This window comes from Pseudomonas sp. JBR1 (genome assembly GCF_028198185.1).
Taxonomy (GTDB): Bacteria; Pseudomonadota; Gammaproteobacteria; order Pseudomonadales; family Pseudomonadaceae; genus Chryseomonas; species Chryseomonas oryzihabitans_E.
The window spans coordinates 1518102-1535671 of the sequence record NZ_CP116340.1 but is presented as its reverse complement, the minus strand read 5'-3'; the positions used below and the strand labels follow the sequence as shown (position 1 = coordinate 1535671).

At 66.8% G+C, this 17570-nt stretch carries 15 protein-coding genes; 8 read left to right on the top strand and 7 right to left on the bottom strand.

What is annotated here, in order from left to right; translation table 11 throughout:
• Positions 1-282 precede the first annotated feature (282 nt).
• The gene (locus PJ259_RS07130) at positions 283-1596 is read left to right on the top strand and encodes a chromosome partitioning protein ParA (protein ID WP_174523139.1); all 1314 of its coding nucleotides are present in this window, start codon (positions 283-285) and stop codon (positions 1594-1596) included.
• A gap of 17 nt (positions 1597-1613) precedes the next feature.
• Positions 1614-2537, top strand: coding sequence for a 1-aminocyclopropane-1-carboxylate deaminase/D-cysteine desulfhydrase (locus PJ259_RS07125; RefSeq protein WP_271655280.1), 924 nt, complete (start codon positions 1614-1616; stop codon positions 2535-2537).
• Here PJ259_RS07125 and PJ259_RS07120 read toward each other — a convergent pair.
• Entirely contained in the window at positions 2510-3490 is a 981-nt protein-coding gene (locus PJ259_RS07120; protein ID WP_442964875.1) for a DUF1853 family protein, read from the bottom strand. The genes PJ259_RS07125 and PJ259_RS07120 overlap by 28 nt on opposite strands.
• Positions 3491-3530: 40 nt before the next feature.
• Between PJ259_RS07120 and PJ259_RS07115 the strand changes: the two genes are divergently transcribed.
• Genes PJ259_RS07115 through PJ259_RS07105 form a run of 3 tightly spaced genes read left to right on the top strand, consistent with a single transcriptional unit; the run spans position 3531 to position 6240 of the window.
• Positions 3531-4415, top strand: a complete 885-nt coding sequence (locus PJ259_RS07115) for an NAD(+) kinase (protein WP_059315361.1) — start codon at positions 3531-3533, stop codon at positions 4413-4415.
• Positions 4415-5374: a metallophosphoesterase gene (locus PJ259_RS07110; RefSeq protein ID WP_271655279.1), complete on the top strand. Its 960-nt coding sequence runs from the start codon at positions 4415-4417 to the stop codon at positions 5372-5374. The genes PJ259_RS07115 and PJ259_RS07110 overlap by 1 nt, the downstream gene beginning before the upstream one ends.
• The gene (locus PJ259_RS07105) at positions 5371-6240 is read left to right on the top strand and encodes a rhomboid family intramembrane serine protease (RefSeq protein WP_271655278.1); all 870 of its coding nucleotides are present in this window, start codon (positions 5371-5373) and stop codon (positions 6238-6240) included. Before PJ259_RS07110 ends, PJ259_RS07105 begins: the two co-directional genes overlap by 4 nt.
• On the opposite strand, the gene PJ259_RS07100 is transcribed toward PJ259_RS07105, so the two are convergent.
• Complete coding sequence (locus PJ259_RS07100; protein ID WP_271655277.1) at positions 6241-6564, bottom strand: hypothetical protein; 324 nt, start codon at positions 6562-6564, stop codon at positions 6241-6243.
• Between the two features lie 71 nt (positions 6565-6635).
• On the bottom strand, positions 6636-8402 hold the full coding sequence (locus PJ259_RS07095; protein ID WP_271655276.1) for a thiamine pyrophosphate-requiring protein: 1767 nt from the start codon (positions 8400-8402) through the stop codon (positions 6636-6638).
• A 111-nt stretch (positions 8403-8513) separates the two neighbouring features.
• Between PJ259_RS07095 and prmB the strand changes: the two genes are divergently transcribed.
• Together prmB and PJ259_RS07085 are read left to right on the top strand one after the other, a co-directional pair.
• A complete protein-coding gene (prmB, locus tag PJ259_RS07090; RefSeq protein ID WP_271655275.1) occupies positions 8514-9428 on the top strand; it encodes a 50S ribosomal protein L3 N(5)-glutamine methyltransferase in 915 nt (304 codons plus the stop codon).
• Between the two features lie 51 nt (positions 9429-9479).
• Positions 9480-10799, top strand: coding sequence for a DEAD/DEAH box helicase (locus PJ259_RS07085; RefSeq protein ID WP_271655274.1), 1320 nt, complete (start codon positions 9480-9482; stop codon positions 10797-10799).
• 48 nt (positions 10800-10847) lie between these two features.
• Here PJ259_RS07085 and PJ259_RS07080 read toward each other — a convergent pair whose 3' ends face one another.
• The 4 genes from PJ259_RS07080 to PJ259_RS07065 all read right to left on the bottom strand — a co-directional run bounded on the left by PJ259_RS07080 (position 10848) and on the right by PJ259_RS07065 (position 16361).
• Positions 10848-12614 carry a sensor domain-containing phosphodiesterase gene (locus PJ259_RS07080; protein WP_271655273.1) on the bottom strand — a complete coding sequence of 589 codons (1767 nt, stop codon included), beginning with the start codon at positions 12612-12614 and terminating at the stop codon, positions 10848-10850.
• Positions 12615-12783: 169 nt separating this feature from the next.
• Positions 12784-13746: an L-histidine N(alpha)-methyltransferase gene (egtD, locus tag PJ259_RS07075; RefSeq protein ID WP_271655272.1), complete on the bottom strand. Its 963-nt coding sequence runs from the start codon at positions 13744-13746 to the stop codon at positions 12784-12786.
• A gap of 3 nt (positions 13747-13749) precedes the next feature.
• Positions 13750-15033, bottom strand: a complete 1284-nt coding sequence (gene egtB, locus PJ259_RS07070; RefSeq protein WP_271655271.1) for an ergothioneine biosynthesis protein EgtB — start codon at positions 15031-15033, stop codon at positions 13750-13752.
• 98 nt (positions 15034-15131) lie between these two features.
• On the bottom strand, positions 15132-16361 hold the full coding sequence (locus PJ259_RS07065; protein ID WP_271655270.1) for a maltoporin: 1230 nt from the start codon (positions 16359-16361) through the stop codon (positions 15132-15134).
• A 207-nt stretch (positions 16362-16568) separates the two neighbouring features.
• Here PJ259_RS07065 and PJ259_RS07060 point away from each other — a divergent pair, with 207 nt between their 5' ends.
• Positions 16569-17513: an NAD(P)-dependent oxidoreductase gene (locus PJ259_RS07060; protein WP_271655269.1), complete on the top strand. Its 945-nt coding sequence runs from the start codon at positions 16569-16571 to the stop codon at positions 17511-17513.
• The last annotated feature ends 57 nt before the right edge of the window (positions 17514-17570 follow it).

Here is a 17570-nt window from a genome sequence, read left to right as displayed (position 1 = left end):
GACGCGCTCCGCATAACATCTTCTCTGGGCCGACCCTCGTCCCAATGTCCGGTCTCTCTTCCATCCCGTCGACCAGGATTGGCTAAGCTGCCGTCCTGATGCGCTGGGTGGGGGCCTGGCGTTTCGGAGACGTCGGGCGGGACGCAGCATGAGCGCGTCGTCGCCTGGAGGTTGGCGGTAGGGGCCTGTCCGGTCGCTTCGACCCTGGCATGCCCATGCCCAAGCGGGCGCCTGGCGCCAGCCTCGGAATTCATGTGGGATCGACAGAGCACGCGGCTACAGATGGCAGAGACGTTGAACGAAGAGGCGGTACTGACCCCGGTGGTGCTGGGGTTCGGCGACCAGGGCGTGAACCGCGCCCTGTTGTTTCCCGATTTCCAGGCGCTCTGGCAGGGCGAGCAGGGGCTGCTCGACTGTGCCGGACGGCGCCATCGCTTCGTCTATCTGCTGCTGGATGACCATCGCCGGGTCAAGGCCGCGGTGTTCTTTCTGCTGGCCTTCGATGCCCAGGGCAGTCCGCTGCCGGAATGGGATCTGCCGCTGGGGGAGCTGGCCGAGCGCGGCGGCGTTGGTCCCGATCTGGGCGCCGGGCCGATCCGGCTGGCCAGCCGCAGCCAATGTCCCCTTTCCTGGCACCAGGGCGATCTCTGGGATCCACGCAGCGATGCCGAACACGACGACTGGCAGGCGATCCGTGACTGCCTGGGGCTGGTCGCGCCCCGCGATGGCGAGGTCGAGCTGGCCGGCGAATACCATCCCAGCGCCGCTGACGGCATCGACGTCGAGGCCCGTCTCGAACGGGTCCGCCGCATCCTCGCCCAGGAGCATCAGGAGGCGCTGGACAAGCTGATCGCCGGCCAGCGCACCCGCCTGCTCACCCTGACCCGTCAGCACCAGGAAGACCTGGCGCGCCTGCAACGCGACGCCGACGAGCTGCGCACCGCCAAGGCCGAGCTGGAGGTGCGCTACGCGGCCCTGGCCCAGCACCTGGAGCAGCAGCACGAGCTGGCTCGTCAGCAGCGCGAAGAACTCAACGAACAGATGCACACCCTGGAAAGAAACGCCCTCTACAAGATCGAGGCGCTGCGCATCCAGGCCGAGGCCGAAAGCGAAGCCCGGGTAGCCGCCGCGGTAGGCGAGCTGAAGAACCAGCTGACCATCCGCGAGGTAGAGCTCAAGTACCGCGACGAGCTGGACGGCCAGTTGCAGGACGACATCCGCCAGCTGCGCGAACGCTGCGCCCAACTGGTCGGCGACAGCAACGAGGGTCAGCTGGAGCGCCTGGCGCGCCAGGGCATCCTCTTCGTCACCTTCCAGCCGGGTGCCGGGCACCTCATCCTCAGCCGCCAGGACGTTCCGCGCTTCAGCGCCGATCCGCTGGGCTTCGTCGCCGACCACTGCAAGGTCAGCCGGGAGCAGTACCAGCGCTGGTTGGAGCATCACCAGCAGCCGGTGTGCCAGGCCGAGGTGGACGGCGAGCGCTGCGGTCGGCCAGTGGTCCGCGTGGAGCATCCCGCCCAGTTCGATCCCCTGCGCTCGACCCGTTGCGCCGAGCATCGCGGCGATGACAGCGGTGGCGACGCGGTCGCGCTCTGATCCCTGCGGCTCTTCCGATGACCTGTCCTTCACCCGCCGTGCTTCAGGAGGTGCATCTTGCACCCCTGGCCGCGCGTGGCCTGCGTCTCGCCGTGTTGCGCCTGGATCAGCGCCCGGCTGGCCAGAATGGCAACAAGGGTTACAAGCTGCGGCCCTGGCGCGAATGCCTGGCGCGGGGCGAGGGCCGTGGCCTGATCAGCCTGGGCGGCGCCCATTCCAACCATTTGCACGCCCTGGCGGCGGCTGGACGGGAGGAGGGCTTCGTGACCGTCGGCCTCTTGCGCGGCGAAGCCTGCCTGACGCCTACCGTCCAGGATCTCCAGGACAGTGGCATGACCCTGCACTGGCTAGGCTATGGCGGCTATCGTCGTCGCCACGACGCCGACTTCTGGCAGCCCTGGCAGACGCGCTATCCGCACCTGCTGCCCATCCCCGAAGGCGGTTGCGATGAGCGAGCCGCCCAGGCCTGCACGGGAATCGTCGCGGACGTGCGCCAGGGCCTCGCCGCCCTGGGCTGGCCCGATTGCCAGCAACTCTGGCTGGCCGCCGGCACCGGCACCACCCTGGCCGGGGTGATCCGCGCCGCCGCTCCCGGTTGGCAGGTGGTAGGTGGCCTGGCGGTGCCACCCGGGCATGGCGTCGAGGCCACTCTCGACACGCTACTGGCTGGGCAGGCCGCCTCGAACTGGCGCCTGGTGGATGCCAGTCGCGGCGGCTTCGGTCGGATCGACGCCGAATTGGCCAGGGCCATGGCGGCGTTCGAGGACCAGACGGGCATGCCTCTGGATCCGCTCTATACCGGCAAGCTCTGGCTCGCCCTGTGGCAGGAGATCGAGCGCGGCGCGGTGGCGGCGGGCAGTCGCCTGGTGCTGATCCACAGCGGCGGCCTCCAGGGTCGCCGCGCGCTGGAGGCTCAGCTGGCCAGGCTGGCGGCAGACTGAGTCGGCCAACCTTCGGGCACCAGGAACAGGCGGGCTTCCTCCTCACCCGCGAGGTCGCGGCGCACCAGCAGCTGCGGCCAGATCGGTTCGTTCTCCGGCACCGGCAGGCAGGGGGTGTCGGCCACCGCTGGCGCCAACCAATGTCCCTTGGGCAGCACCTCCCAGTGCCCCTCAGGCATCAACCTTCGCTCGCACCATAGCTGGGGTTGCGGGGGTGGCAGGGCGCCGGTCGGCCAGGGCAGGGGATTGGCGAGCGGCTGGAACAGATACCCACCCATCCACAGCGCTGCCCGTGGCGGCGCTATGTCCAGGGCCGCCAGGCTGGCCTGGGCCAGGGGCGTGGCCGAGAGCGGCAGCTGGCGCTGGCGCAGATGGGCGAGCTTGCGCGCCAGCTGGTCTTCGCCGCCGGGACCCAGCCAACGCGGCGCGTCCGGTGGGCCTTCACCCAGGTAGAACTTCACCGCCAGTTCCAGGTGATGGATCCCCTCGGCATCCTCCACCAGGAGATCCAGTTCACCCAAGGTGCGCTCGCCTTCGCGCAAGGGCAGGTTGGCCGCGCGCAGCCGTATGCCAGGTGCGCGCGCCAGGGCGAATTGCCAGAGTCTTTCATACTGCCGGCCCAGGCGGCGGTCGCTGCCCTGGGCGAGCCATGCGGCCAGCTCAGCGGGCGCCGCGTCCTGTTGCCGCAGCCAGTCGGCCAGTCGTGCCGGCTCTCGCGCCCAGTCGCTGGCGCGCAGCGGATGACGGGTATCGGTGGTCGTCAGCAGCGGCGGAGCGACCAGGGTCCAGGCGAGCGCGCGCACCTGGGGCTGGCTCAGGCGGCGGGGCAGGGCGTGCAGCTCGGCGAAGGGCGTCATGGTGCCAGCATAGGCCAAGCGAGGCCCCTGCGGATCACCTCGGGCGACCCGTGGTCGGATGGAGGCGGTTTGCCGCTGCCACGGGCTTTCGCCCATACTTTCCGCCCAATCCAGTCAACGGGGCCGCCGGCGCGTCATGGACTCCTTTCGTAACATCGGCATCATCGGTCGACTCGGCAGCACCCAGGTGCTGGATACCATCCGCCGGCTCAAGACCTTTTTGCTGCAACGCGGGTGCAACGTCATCCTGGAAAACACCATTGCCGAGGTGCTGCCCGGGCATGGTCTGCAGACAGTGTCGCGCAAGCTCATGGGCGAGATCTGCGACCTGGTGATCGTGGTCGGCGGCGACGGCAGCCTGCTCGGCGCCGCCCGCGCCCTGGTCCGTCCACGCGTGCCGGTGCTGGGCATCAACCGTGGCAAGCTGGGGTTTCTCACCGACATCCGTCCCGACGAGCTGGAGACCAAGGTCGCCGAGGTGCTCGACGGCCAGTACCTGATGGAGACGCGCTTCCTGCTCGACGCCTTCGTCGAGCGCGGCGGCGAGATGATCGGCCAGGGCGATGCGCTCAACGACGTGGTGCTGCACCCCGGCAAGTCCACCCGGATGATCGAGTTCGAGCTGTACATCGATGGGCAATTCGTCTGCAGCCAGCGCGCCGATGGCCTGATCGTCGCCACGCCCACCGGCTCCACCGCCTACTCGCTGTCGGCCGGCGGCCCCATCATGCATCCCAAGCTGGATGCCATCGTGGTGGTGCCCATGTACCCCCACACCCTGTCCAGCCGGCCCATCGTGGTGTCCGGCGACAGCACCCTGTCGATCCTGGTGTCGCCGAACATGACGATCTATCCGCAGGTCTCATGTGATGGCCAGAATCATTTCACCTGCGCACCCGGCGATACCGTGACCATTCAGAAGAAGCCCCACAAGCTCAGGCTGATCCATCCGCTGGATCACAACTACTACGAGATCTGCCGGACCAAGCTCGGCTGGGGCAGTCGGCTGGGAGACGACTGATGCCCCTGGGCTACGATCTGATCGGCGACATCCATGGCTGCGCCCATACCCTGGACCTGCTGCTGGAGCGCCTCGACTACCGGCAGGTGGACGGCGTCTGGCAGCATCCCAAGCGCCAGGCGATCTTTCTCGGCGACCTGGTCGACCGCGGGCCGCGCATCCGCGGCTCCCTGCGCCGGGTGCGCGCCATGGTCGAGGGCGGTCATGCCCACTGCATCCTCGGCAACCACGAACTCAACGCCCTGGCCTGGCACACCCCGGCCAGTCCCGGTACCGGCCAGACCTGGGTGCGTGAACACACCCCTCGGCACCGCCAGCTGATCCAGGAGACCCTGGCCGCCTTCGCCGATCATCCCCAGGAGTGGCAGGACCACCTGCGCTGGCTGTACACCCTGCCGCTGTGCAAGGACTTCGGCCACTTCCGCATTGTCCACGCCTGCTGGGATCAGCCGCTGATCGACGAATTCCTGCATCACTATCCCGATGCCTGCATCGACGAGGATTTCGTGCGCCAGTCCATCATCGCCGGCAGCCTGCCGAGTCGGGTGGCTTCGCGACTGCTCAACGGCGTGTCACTGCCCTTGCCTCATGGTCTGCGCCTCACCGGCAGCGATGGCTATGTGCGAGCGCGCTTTCGCACCAAGTTCTGGGAGAGCGATCCCCAGACCTACGGCGACGTGGTCTTCCAGCCCGATGCCTTGCCGGCGGAAATCGCCTGTGAGCGTCTGAGCGACGAGGAAAAGGCCGGGCTGCTCTGCTATGGCGAAGGTGAGCCGCTGCTGTTCGTCGGTCACTATTGGCGCGATGGTCATCCCGAACCCCTGCGGCCCAACCTGGCCTGCCTGGACTACAGCGCGGTCAAGTACGGCAAGCTGGTCGCCTATCGCCTCGATGACGAGCGTCAGATCGATCCGGACAAGTTCGTCTGGATCGACGTGCAGCGCGAGGAGGGCCGATGAACCAGCCGCAACCCGTGCTACGCGTGCCGTTGGGCCGCGATCTGCTGGGCTTCACCCGTCTGCTGCGCCGGCTGCAGATCCGCCATCGCGTGGTGGAAGAGGGCGACAGCCAGGTGCTCTGGGTGCTGGACCCTCTGCGCGTCGAGGAAACCCGCAGCCTCTATGAGCGCTATCCCGATGGCGATCCCCAGGGCGAAGTCCAGATCACCCGGCGGCCACGCGGCTTCGGCCTGCTGGCGCAGCTCAAGGCCAGCCCGGTTTGCGCAATTTTTCTCATCGTCACCCTGGTCCTGGGCCTGGTCACCGAACTGGGCGACAACCTGGCGCTGATCCACTACCTGACGCTGCAGGAATTCCGCCTGATCGATGCCGAGCACATCGCCTTTCTCGATCTCGACGTCAGCCTGTCCCGAGGGCAATGGTGGCGCCTGGTCACGCCGATCTTCCTGCACTTCGGCCTGCTGCACCTGGCGATGAACGCCCTCTGGTTCTGGGAACTGGGCCGGCGCATCGAATTCCGTCAGGGCGGCCTGATGCTGCTGCTCCTGACCCTGGTCTTCGCCATTGGCTCCAACCTCGTGCAGTACGCCTGGACCGGGCCGGCGCTGTTCGGCGGCCTGTCCGGCGTGCTCTATGGCCTGCTCGGCCATTGCTGGCTGTTCCAGTGGCTGTCACCCAATCCGGCCTACCGCATGCCGCGCGGCGTGGTGGCCATGATGCTGATCTGGCTGTTGATCTGCCTCACCGGGGTCTTCGACCTGCTCGGCTTCGGCTCCATCGCCAATGGCGCCCATGTCGGCGGCCTGGTGCTGGGCTGCCTTACCGGCTTGCTGGGCGGTGGGCTGGCGCGTCTGCGCCAGCGCTGATCAGAGCCGCCGCTTGAGTTCCGGGGCCAGGCTCAGGGCGTTGCGATAGCGCCCACGGTGCTGGCTGCGTCGGCGGAGCCAGAGCCCGATCAACAAAGACAGGATACCCCCGCCCAGGAAACCCTGGGCCGTCTCGCGTGCCATTGGTAGGTAAGGCGTTACCTGCGGCAACTGCAACCAGGCCACGGTGCCGACAAGCAACGCGGCGAGGCCAGTGAGTGCGGAGAGCGTCCCCACGCCAGCGGTCAGGGAGGTCAGAAAGGGCCGCCGCAAGCGCAGCGGCGGCGGATCGAAATGGTCGTGCTCGGGCAACTGCATGCTCATACCCCAGGCTTTTTATCAGGCCGCCGAGGTTATACGCCTCGACGTGCCTTGGCGAGCCTGAAAAGCCCGGGCTAGCGCAGCAACTGCCGCGCACCCTGCTTGAGCATGTCCCAGCCGTTCGGATCGCCGCTGGCGATGGAGCCAAGGAAGGCCCGCGCCTGTTCGAAGCTGATGTGCGGCGGCAACGGCGGCACGCTGGGATCGGTGACGAACTCCAGCACGACCGGGCGATCCGCCTCGAAGGCCTGCTGCCAGGCATCCGCCACCTCGTCCGGTCGATGGATGCGCAGGCCCTTGAAGCCCAGCAGCTCGCCATAGCGCGCATAGGGGAAGTCGAGCACGTCCTGGGCCGGCGCGAACTTGGGATCACCGGCCAGGGCGCGCTGCTCCCAGGTCACCTGGTTGAGGTCGCCATTGTTGAGCACCATGATGATGAAGGTCGGGTTGCTGAATCTCTTCCAGTATTGCTGCAGGGTAACCAGCTCGGCGTTGCCGTTCATCTGCATGGCGCCATCACCCACCAGGGCGATCACCGGGCGATCCGGGTGGGCGAACTTGGCGGCGATGGCGTAGGGAATGCCGCAGCCCATGGTCGCCAGCTTGCCCGACAGCGAGCCCATCATCTGGCCGCTCATGCGGATGTCGCGGGCGTACCAGTTGGTGTGGGAGCCGCTGTCGCCGCAAAGGATGGCGTCGCGTGGCAACTGGCTGGACAGTTCGAAGAACACCCGCTGCGGATTGATCGGGTCTGCCGGCGCCAGGGCGCGCTGCTTGATCGAGTGCCAGGATTCCGCGACGCTCTTTTCGATGCGCGTGCGCCAACCATCGTGGAGCTTGCTCTCCAGCAGCGGCAGCAGTCGGCGCAGGGTTTCCGCGGCATCGCCCAGCAGCGGCTGCTCGATGGGATACCTCATGCTGATGTTGCGTGCATGCAGATCGATCTGCACCGCCCGCGCCTGGCCTTCCTTGGGCAGGAATTCGGTATAGGGAAAGGTCGAGCCAACGATCAGCAGGGTGTCGCATTCCTTCATCAGCACATCGCTGGCCTCGGTGCCGAGCAGGCCGATGGAGCCAGTGACGTAGGGCAGTTCGTCGGAGACCACGCCCTTGCCCAGCAGTGCCTTGGCTACCCCGGCGCTGAGCTTTTCCGCTACCGCCATGACCTCGCTACGTGCCTGCAGGGCGCCCGCGCCTACCAGCATGGCGACCTTCTTGCCGGCATTGAGGATATCGGCGGCGGCCTGCAGATCGTCTTCCTGGGCATAGGGCCGGGGTGGGATGGCCCCTGCGCCAGACAGTACATTGGCGTGCTGGTGTGGTGGGCTTTCCACTGCCGGCAGCTGCTGGATGTCGTTGGGGATGATCACCGTGGCCACCTGGCGCTCGGCGATGGCCACGCGGAAGGCGCGGTCGATGACATGGCGCAGTTGCGCCGGGTGCACCACCGTCTCCACGTAGGCGGAGACGTCCTTGAACAGGGTATGCAGGTCGACTTCCTGCTGGTAGTCGCTGCCAAGCGAAGAGGCGGCCTGCTGGCCCACCAGGGCAACCACCGGCATGTGGTCCATCTTGGCGTCGTACAGGCCGTTGAGCAGGTGGATGGCGCCGGGGCCTGAGGTGGCCAGGCAGACGCCGACCTCGCCGGTGAACTTGGCATGGGCACAGGCCATGAAGGCGGCCATCTCTTCATGGCGTACCCGCACATAGTCGAACTGGTCGGCCACCCGACCCAGGGCGCCCATGATGCCGTTGATGCCATCGCCGGGATAACCAAAGATGCGCTCGACGTTCCACTGGCCGAGACGTTCCCAGAGATGGTCGGCTACGGTCTTGCTCATGACGTTCTCCTCGTTGAAGGTCTAGGCTTAGGAAGAAGGGCCCGGACGTTAAGTTCCTGCAGCCGGACCGGGCGCGGGTTAGAATGCGCGGCTGATCATCCGGAGCCTTTCATGAGCGAATCCCGCCTGCGCACCTTGCGCGACCACATCCGCTGGGCCGTCAGCCGCTTCCATGCCGAAGAGCTGTTCTTCGGCCATGGCCACGACAACGCCTGGGACGAGGCCCGCGCCCTGGTGCTGGGCGCCGTGCACCTGCCCTGGGACACCGCCGACCGCTACCTGGACTGCGCCCTGGAAGACGACGAGCGCTACGAACTCGGGGTGCTGCTGCACAAGCGCATCCAGGAGCGGGTGCCCACCGCCTATCTGCTCGGCGAAGCCTGGTTCTGCGGCTTGCCGTTCAGCGTCGACGAGCGGGTGCTGGTGCCGCGCTCGCCCATCGGCGAGCTGATCGAAGCGCAATTCGCGCCCTGGCTGCCGGCCGCGCCGGCGCGCATCCTCGATCTCTGTACCGGCTCGGGCTGCATCGGCATCGCCTGCGCCTATGCCTTCCCCGAGGCCGAGGTGGCCCTGGGCGATCTGTCCTACGACGCCCTGGAAGTGGCCTGGCAGAACATCGAGCGGCACGGACTGGAGGAGCGCGTCTATACCGTGCAGGGCGATGGCTTCGCCGGTCTGCCGGGGCAGCGCTTCGACCTGATCGTCAGCAACCCGCCCTATGTGGATGCCGAGGACTTCGCCGACATGCCGGCCGAGTACCAGCATGAACCCGCGCTGGGCCTGGCCTGTGGCGACGACGGCCTGGACCTGGTGCGACGCATGCTGGCCGAAGCGGCCGATCACCTCACCGAGCAGGGCATCCTGATCGTGGAGGTGGGCAACAGCCAGGTCCACGTCGAGGCGCTCTATCCGGAAGTCGATTTCACCTGGCTCGAATTCGAGCGCGGCGGCCATGGCGTCTTCCTGCTCGCCGCCGCCCAATGCCGCGAGCACCAGGCGCTGTTCCGCAGCCGTCTGGTCCCCTGATCACCCGCGGTCGCCCCGCGGCGGCCGCCCTTTCTTTACCGAGGTCTACCCGTGTTTACCGAACTCGCTCTGCACGAGCGCCTGCTCAAGGCCCTCGATACCCTGGGCTTCAAGACGCCCACTCCGGTCCAGGCCGCTGCCGTCGGCCCGGCCCTGGAAGGTCACGATCTGCGTGTCACCGCCCGGACCGGCAGCGGCAAGACCGCGGCCTTTCTGTTGCCGCTGCTGGATCGCCTGCTCAAGGACCCCCAGCCCCGGTCGGGGGCCCGTGCGCTGATTCTGCTGCCGACCCGCGAGCTGGCCCAGCAGACCGCCAAGGAAATCGAACGCTTCGGCCAGTTCACCTTTCTCAAGGCCGGCCTGGTGATCGGCGGCGAGGACTTCCGCGTCCAGGCCGCCGGCCTGCGCAAGAATCCGGAGATCCTGGTGGCCACCCCCGGTCGCCTGCTGGAGCAGCGCAACGCCGGCAACGTGAACCTGAAAGACATCGAGATGCTGGTGCTCGACGAAGCCGACCGCATGCTCGACATGGGCTTCTCCGAGGACGTGCTGCAGATCGCCGCGAGCTGCGAGCGCGAGGGTCGCCAGACCCTGCTGTTCTCCGCTACCAGCGGCGGCAACAGCCTGCGCCAGGTGGTCGAGCAGGTCCTGCGCGAGCCGCAGAATCTCATGCTGGACCGTACCGGCGAACTGAACGAAGCCGTGGTGCAGCAGGTGATCCTCGCCGACGAGCCGCCGCACAAGGAGCGCCTGCTGCAGTGGCTGCTGGCCAACGAGACCTATCGCAAGGCCATCGTCTTCACCAACACCAAGGTGCAGGCCGATCGCCTGACCGGCCGCCTGGTGGCCGAGGGCCTCAAGGTCTTCGTGCTGCATGGCGACAAGGACACCAAGGACCGCAAGCTGGCCGTCGAGCGGCTGCAGAGCGGTGCGGTCAAGGTGCTAATCGCCACCGACGTGGCCGCCCGCGGCCTGGACGTCGAAGGCCTGGACCTGGTGATCAACTACGACCTGCCGCGCAGTGGCGACGAATACGTCCACCGCATCGGCCGTACCGGTCGCGCGGGCGAGGCGGGTACGGCGATCTCCTTCGTCACCCATGGCGACTGGAATCTGATGTCCAGCATCGAGCGCTATCTCAAGCTGAGATTCGAGCGTCGTCAGCTACCGGGCCTCAAGGCCAGCTACAACGGTCCGAAAAAGCTCAAGGCCTCGGGCAAGGCCGCTGGCGTCAAGAAGAAAAAGACCGAGGGCAAGAAGGACGGCAAGGGCAAGACCAAGGCCAAACCCAAGTCCGAGCGTCGTCCCGGTGCCCTGGTGCCGACCTCGGCCGACGGCTTCGCGCCGCCGCGCAAGCGCACCCAGGAGTGATCCGGCGCCGTGCGTGAGGCGGGTACCGCTCACGCACGGCAGGGCAGGCTAGTGCTTGGCGGCGTTGTCGAACAGCTGGAAGACCGTCGCGCGACGGGTCGGCCGCTGCAGATCCGGTTGCTGGACCAGCAGCCAGGCCTGTAGCTCCGGTTCTGGCATGGGTTTGCCGATCCAGAAGCCCTGGCCCTCGTCGCAGCCCATGGCCAGCAGGCTGGCCAGCGCTTCGGCGGTCTCGATCCCTTCGGCGGTGATGCGAAAGCCCAGCTGATGGGACAGCTCGATCAGGGAACTCACGATCAGCCGGTCCTTGGTGCGATGGGTCAGCTCGCGGATGAAGCTGCGGTCGATCTTGATGGTATCGGCCGGCAGTTCACGCAGGTGCGAGAGGTTGTTGTAGCCGGTGCCGAAGTCATCGATGGCGATCCCTATGCCCAGCTCGCGCAAGGCGGCCAGTTGGCGGTGGATCAGCGCCGCATCGCCCAGCAGGGCATTCTCGGTGACCTCCAGCTCCAGACGCCGAGCATTGACCGGATAGCGCCGCAACAGCGCGGTGGTCTGGTCGGTGAAGTCCGGATCGTTGAGGTCATGGGCGGAGATGTTGATCGCCACACCCAGGCCGCGACCCTCGCGCTGCCAGGCATAGGCCTGGCTGATGGCGTTCTGCATCACCCAGCGACTCAAGGCGGTGATCAGCGCGGTCTTTTCCGCCAGGGGAATGAATTCCGCCGGGCTGATCGGTCCCAGGTGCGGATGCTCCCAGCGCAGCAGGGCCTCGACACTCTGGCAGCGCCCCGTGGACAGGTCGATACGCGGCTGATAGACCAGGCTCAACTGGTCATCCGCACGCAGGGCCTGGGGCAGGGCGCTGAGCAGGGCGAAGGCGCGGCGGTAGCTGGCGTCGTGTTGCGGATCGAAGTGCCGGCAGCCGCGCATTTCGGCGCGGGCGTCATCCGCAGTGGCGATCAGGGCGCGTAGCCAGTCGGTAGGATGGTCGTCGGTCAGGGACATCACCCCCAGACCGAGGCGGCTCTGGATAGGAATGCCGTTGTAATCCAGTACCCCGGTCAGCTCGTGCTGCAGACGCTCGAGCAGGTCCCGCTGGGCGGTCTCGTCGGCGTCGTGCAGGAGAAAGCCGAAGCGCGCGGCGCCCAGCCGATACAGCGGCTGGTCGGACGGCAGCAAGCGGCGCAGGTGCTGCTTGATGGCGCGCTGCAGGCCATCGAAGTGCGCCTGGCCCATGGCCTTGATGAAGTCGTTGAGATAGCTCTGGGCGAACAGGTCGGCCGCCACCGCGACCACCCGGGTGCCCTGGCGGGTCAGGGCTTCGGCGTCCTCGATGAAGCGCTGACCATTGGGCAGCTGGGTGACCGGGTCCCAGAAGGCCTCGGTACGCAGCAGCTCGATGTGCTGGGCCGCCAGCGCCGCCAGTTGCTGCAGTGCCAGCAGGCGGTCCTGAGGCAGGGCGGCTCGGGGTGCCGAATCGAACAGGCACAGGCTGCCCAGCATCAGGCCTTCGGCCGTGCGCAGCGGTGCGCCCAGATAGAAGCGGATGTTCGGCTCCTCCTTGACCACTTTCAGCTCGGCGAAGCGCGCATCGCTGCGGGCGTCTTCCACCTGCAGCGGCAGGGAGGTTTCCTGCAGGTGCTGGCAGAACGACTGGGAGCGCGGCACGGTAAAGGGCATGCAGCCCACCGTGGCCCGGCAGTGGACCTGCTGGCCATCGAGAAAGCAGATCATGGCGTAGGGGACGTCGAACAGACGTGCGCAGAGGTCGGTGAGATCCTGGAAGGCACGGTCGGAGGGACGATCGATCAAGGCAAGATCACGCAGCAGTGCAAGACGCTGGCGTTCATTGGCCGCAGTTAGTGGAGCAGGCTCCATAGCAACGTCTCGGTGCGCTGTAGTAGCAGATTGCTACTTAGAGCGTGATCGGATCGAGAGTTCCCTTGTTGGTTGCATCACGACCGCCGGCACCTCCAGCGGCCTAGGCGGCGAAGTAGAAAACGGCGAACAACCGGGCCGGGTCGGTCCATACCTGTACCTGTCTGAAGCCAGCGTTTTCGGCGAGGGCGCGAAAGCTTTCCAGGCTGTATTTGTAGGAGTTTTCGGTATGGAGCCGTTCGCCTTCGTGGAAGGTGAAGCTCTCGCCTTCCAGACGCACGGTCTGGTCGCGGGTACTGACCAGATGCATCTCGATGCGCGAGGCGATGGGCTCGAAGAAGGCCAGATGGCGAAAGCGTGCCGGATCCAGGTCGGTATCCAGTTCACGGCGGATGCGCCGCAGCAGGTTGAGATTGAAGTCCGCGGTGACTCCGGCGGCGTCGTTGTAGGCCGCATCCAGTCGGGCCCGGTCCTTGATCAGGTCCACCCCGATCAGCAGGCCGCCAGTAGCCGGCAGCATCCGGTGCAGATTGCCGAGGAAAACGCCGGCTTCCTCGGGGGTGAAATTGCCGATGCTCGAACCCGGAAAGAAAGCGATGGGCCGCAGGCCGTCGAGGCTGTCGGGCAGGGTCATCGGCCGACTGAAATCGGCGCAAACGGCACTGACATCCAGCCAGGGATAGTCAGCAGCCAGACGCTGCGTGCTGCTGAGCAGGAATTCCCGCGAGATGTCGATGCCCAGGTAACCCGCCGGGCGCATGGCTTCCAGCAACAGGCGCACCTTGCGACTGGCGCCACTGCCCAGCTCGACCAGCGCGGCGTCCCGGCCGGCCAGCCGAGCGATCTCGCCGGCCGCCGTTGCGAGGATTTTCTCTTCGGTACGGGTAGGGTAGTACTCGGGCTGCTGGGTGATCGCCTCGAACAGCTCCGAGCCGCGCTGATCGTAGAAGTACTTGGGCGACAACGCCTTGGGGGTCTGGGCGAAGCCCTGGAGCACATCGTCCCGCAGCGAGGTGCCGGCGCTGGCCACCGGCTGCTGATCGAAGAAGCGCACGGCAAGGGCCATGGGTCAGACCTCTCTGGCCAGGCGCAGGCCGGAGAACTGCCAGCGCATGGTGGGATAGAAGAAGTTGCGGTAGGTGGCACGCACATGGTCCTGCGGGGTGGCGCAACAGCCACCGCGCAGCACCATCTGACCGGACATGAACTTGCCGTTGTATTCGCCCAGGCTACCCGGAAGTGGCTTGAAACCGGGGTAGGGGCGGAAGGCGCTGCCGGTCCACTCCCAGACATCGCCGAACAGTTGGCGCATGCCCTGGCCTTCGCTGGCGACCGGTTGCAGACGGTCCTGCTCGACGAAATTGCCCAGGATCGGCTGGCGGGCTGCCACGGTTTCCCACTCCGCCTCGGTGGGCAGGCGGGCACCGGCCCAACTGGCATAGGCATCGGCTTCGTAGAAACTCAGGTGGCAGACCGGCGCCGCGGGGTCGACGGGGGTCAGGCCGCCCAGGGTGAAGTGGTGCCAGACACCATCCAGCTTCTGCCAGTACAGCGGCGCCTGCCAGCCGAGGCTGCGGATGGCCGCCGCGCCGTCGGACAGCCAGAGGTCGCTGCGGCCATAGCCGTTGTCTTCGATGAACGCCAGGTATTCGACATTGGTGACCAGGCGATCGGCCAGCTGGAAGTCATCGACGAACTGCCGGTGGACCGGGGTCTCGCAATCGAAGGCGAAGCCTTCGCCGCCATGGCCGACATGACGGACGCCACCCGGGTGCGTCTCCCACCCCAGGGACGTGACCTGGCGTGTGCTGCCCTTGGCCAGGTCGGCGCGATAGACCGGATGCAGCGGGTTCTGCGCCAGGATGTGCTTGATGTCCATGAGCAGCAGTTCCTGGTGCTGCTGCTCGTGGTGCAGCCCCAGTTCCAGGCGCCGCGCGATCTCGGCGGCGTGTTCGACCGGCGGGGCGCTGAGCAGCTCACCCATGGCCTCGTCCACGGCCGCGCGGAAGCGATAGACATCATCCACGCCTGGGCGTGACAGATGCCCACGGGCCGCCCGGGGAAAGGGCTTGCCGTGGGTTTCGTAGTAGGAATTGAACAGGTAGTCGTAAGCGGGATTGGGCGTCTGGTAGCCCTTCAGGAAGGGCTTGAGGATGAAGGCCTCGAAGAACCAGGTAACGTGCGCCAGATGCCATTTCGGCGGGCTGACGTCGGCCATGCTCTGGATCACGTAGTCTTCGGTGGTCAGGGGCGCACAGAGCGCCTCGCTGGCGGCCCGGACCCGCCGAAAACGCTCCAGCGGGGTGGCAGCGGTATGGCTCGCGGCGGGCAGTTCGCGGGCGAGAGGATTCATGGCGGTCTCCCTGATCGGTCTTCCTGTGGTCAGGAAACCGACCGGGCAGCATAAGTTTAGTTCGCCCGGTTATGACGGGCGGTCTCGCTTGCCGGTCTCTACCACCAGGTTTCCAGCTGTACGCCGAAGTTGTTGCCGTGGCGGGCATCGCCGAAGGCGCCGCTGTCGGATAGCGCCGTGCCGGCTACCGCAGCGTCCTGGGCGCCACGGTTCCAGCTGGCATAGGTCCAGTAGAGGCGGATCTCCGGGCGGTCCATCAGGCCCATGCCGCCCAGGGCCAGCGTCGGCGCGACGGTGACCTTGTTCAGGGTACGGGTGGCGCCGCTGTCCGGATGGATCTGGTCATGGCCGAATTCCACCTGCAGCTTGAACAGCCGGGTGAAGGCATAGCTGGGGCGCACGCCGAAGGAATACCAGGTCTGGCCACCGTCGCCCGGCGCCCGGTCGCGCTGGTAGAGCGCCAGCAGTTGGCCGCCGAAGCGTGGCGTGATCTGCCAGCGCGGCGATTCGAGGATACGCAGGCTTTCATATTCCTGATCCGCGGTCAGGCTACCGGTGGCGCCCAGCCCGGTTCCCGGGCCACGACCATACTGCACGGTGAAGACGTTGACCCCACCGAAGAATTGCGCCTGCTTGTGCTCGGCGGTGGCTGACCAGCCGCTGTGAGCACCCTCTACCTGGCCGGCGCGCTGGATATAGGACAACCCCAGTTCGATCTCGCCGCCAGGGTTGGTCTTGATGCCGCCGAGGTTGAGGTCATGGCGGTTGGCCTTGTCTGGCTGGTTGATGTTGTCTTCCCGACTGAAGGCGTAGCTCAACCGCACACCGCTGTCGCCCAGGCCGTAGTCCTCGATGCCGAAGCCGGTGCCACTCGGGTTCCAGTAGTAGAAGTCGTTGATATGGATGTCGTGGCGCTTGTAGTAGCGCCGGCCGGCCCAGACGCCGCCACCGTTGAGCGCCGGCAGGCTGAGGCTGGTCCAGATCTGCGGCAGGCGCACGTTGCCGTTGTCGCCGCTGAAGGTGGGCGTCTGGTCGTAGACGTTGTAGAGGCTGGCCATGCCGTGCACCTTGAGTTCGGTGCCATCGACGCCCTTGTACAGCGTCTGGTGCAGTTCGAGTTCCCAGTAGGTCTCGCATTCGTTACCCAAACGGTACTTGGCCGGTGCGCCGGGCAGTTGGAAGCAGCTCTGCTTGCCGCCCGTGTCGGCGCCACCGACGCCTACCCGTCCGTAGCCGTTGAATTCCAGCGCCATGGCGGTCAGCGGCAGGCTGCTGGCAAGCAAGGCGAGGCAGGAGGCGGTGCCGGCCTGGCGGAGAACTCTACTCATCCCAAAAAATCCCTCTGTGGTTGGCGAACGCCGATCGGACCTGGCGTCAGGTCGACAAGTTGCGCGAAAAGCTACTCCTATCAAGGACTTGGAGTAGCGTCGACGCCATGGTGGGCCAGGCTGAAAGCGGCGGCCTAAAGAGAATGGTTGACGACCATGCCCTCCGCTGGCGACGCTGGGTTTTTTGGCCAGGTAAAGTATTACAAGATGAAACCGACGCTGCTGATGGCCCCGCAATTGCCTCAGGGACTGGTTACCCAGCTCGAAGCCCGCTACCGGGTACTGGGTCCCTTTCCTTCCGCGGATCCCGCCGCCTTGCCTGCCGGCGCCGAGGAGGCGGTGGCCCTGCTGACCATTGGCGGCCTGCCCACCCGCGCGGCCTTGCTGGACGCGCTTCCGGCATTGCGCCTGGTAGCTTGCTATGGCACCGGCTACGAGGGCGTGGAGCTGGCAGCCTGTCGCGAGCGTGGCATCGCCGTGACCACCGCCGGTGACGCCAATGCCACCGCCGTGGCGGAATTTACCTTTGGCCTGATCCTGGCCAGCGCTCGCCGCCTGTTGCAGGGCGATGCCTTCGTCCGCAGCGGCCGCTGGCAGGGCAACGCCGTCGAGCGCATGCCCCAGGTTCCGGGCCTGGCCGGGCGCCGACTGGGCATCTATGGCCTGGGCGAGATCGGTCGGCGCATCGCCCGCCGCGGCGAGGCCTTCGACATGGAGATCGGCTACTTCAATCGCTCGCCACGCACGGGGCTGGACTACGCCTATCACGGCAGCCTGCTGGAGCTGGCGCGCTGGAGCGATGTCCTGGTGGTGGCGGTGCGCGCCAGCGCCGAGACCGTGGGGGCGATAGACGCCGAAGTCCTGGCCGCCCTCGGAGAGGAGGGCCATCTGGTCAACATCTCCCGTGGCAGCGTGGTCGATGAGGACGCCCTGGCGGCGGCCCTGGAGCAGCAGGTCATCGCCGGTGCGGCGCTGGATGTCTTCGCCCGCGAACCCGAGGTGCCCGAACGCCTGCGCCAGCAGCCCAACCTGGTGCTCAGCCCCCATGTCGCGGCCAATGCGGCTTCGGCCCAACAGGCCCAGCAACAGGTGATGCTGGCCAACCTCGAAGCCATGCTGGAGGGGGGCGAGTTGCGCAATCGCATCGCCTGAGAGCCTGTTAAAAGTCTGCTGCGCGTCGGCCAAACGGCGTTGAATACACCCTGGATC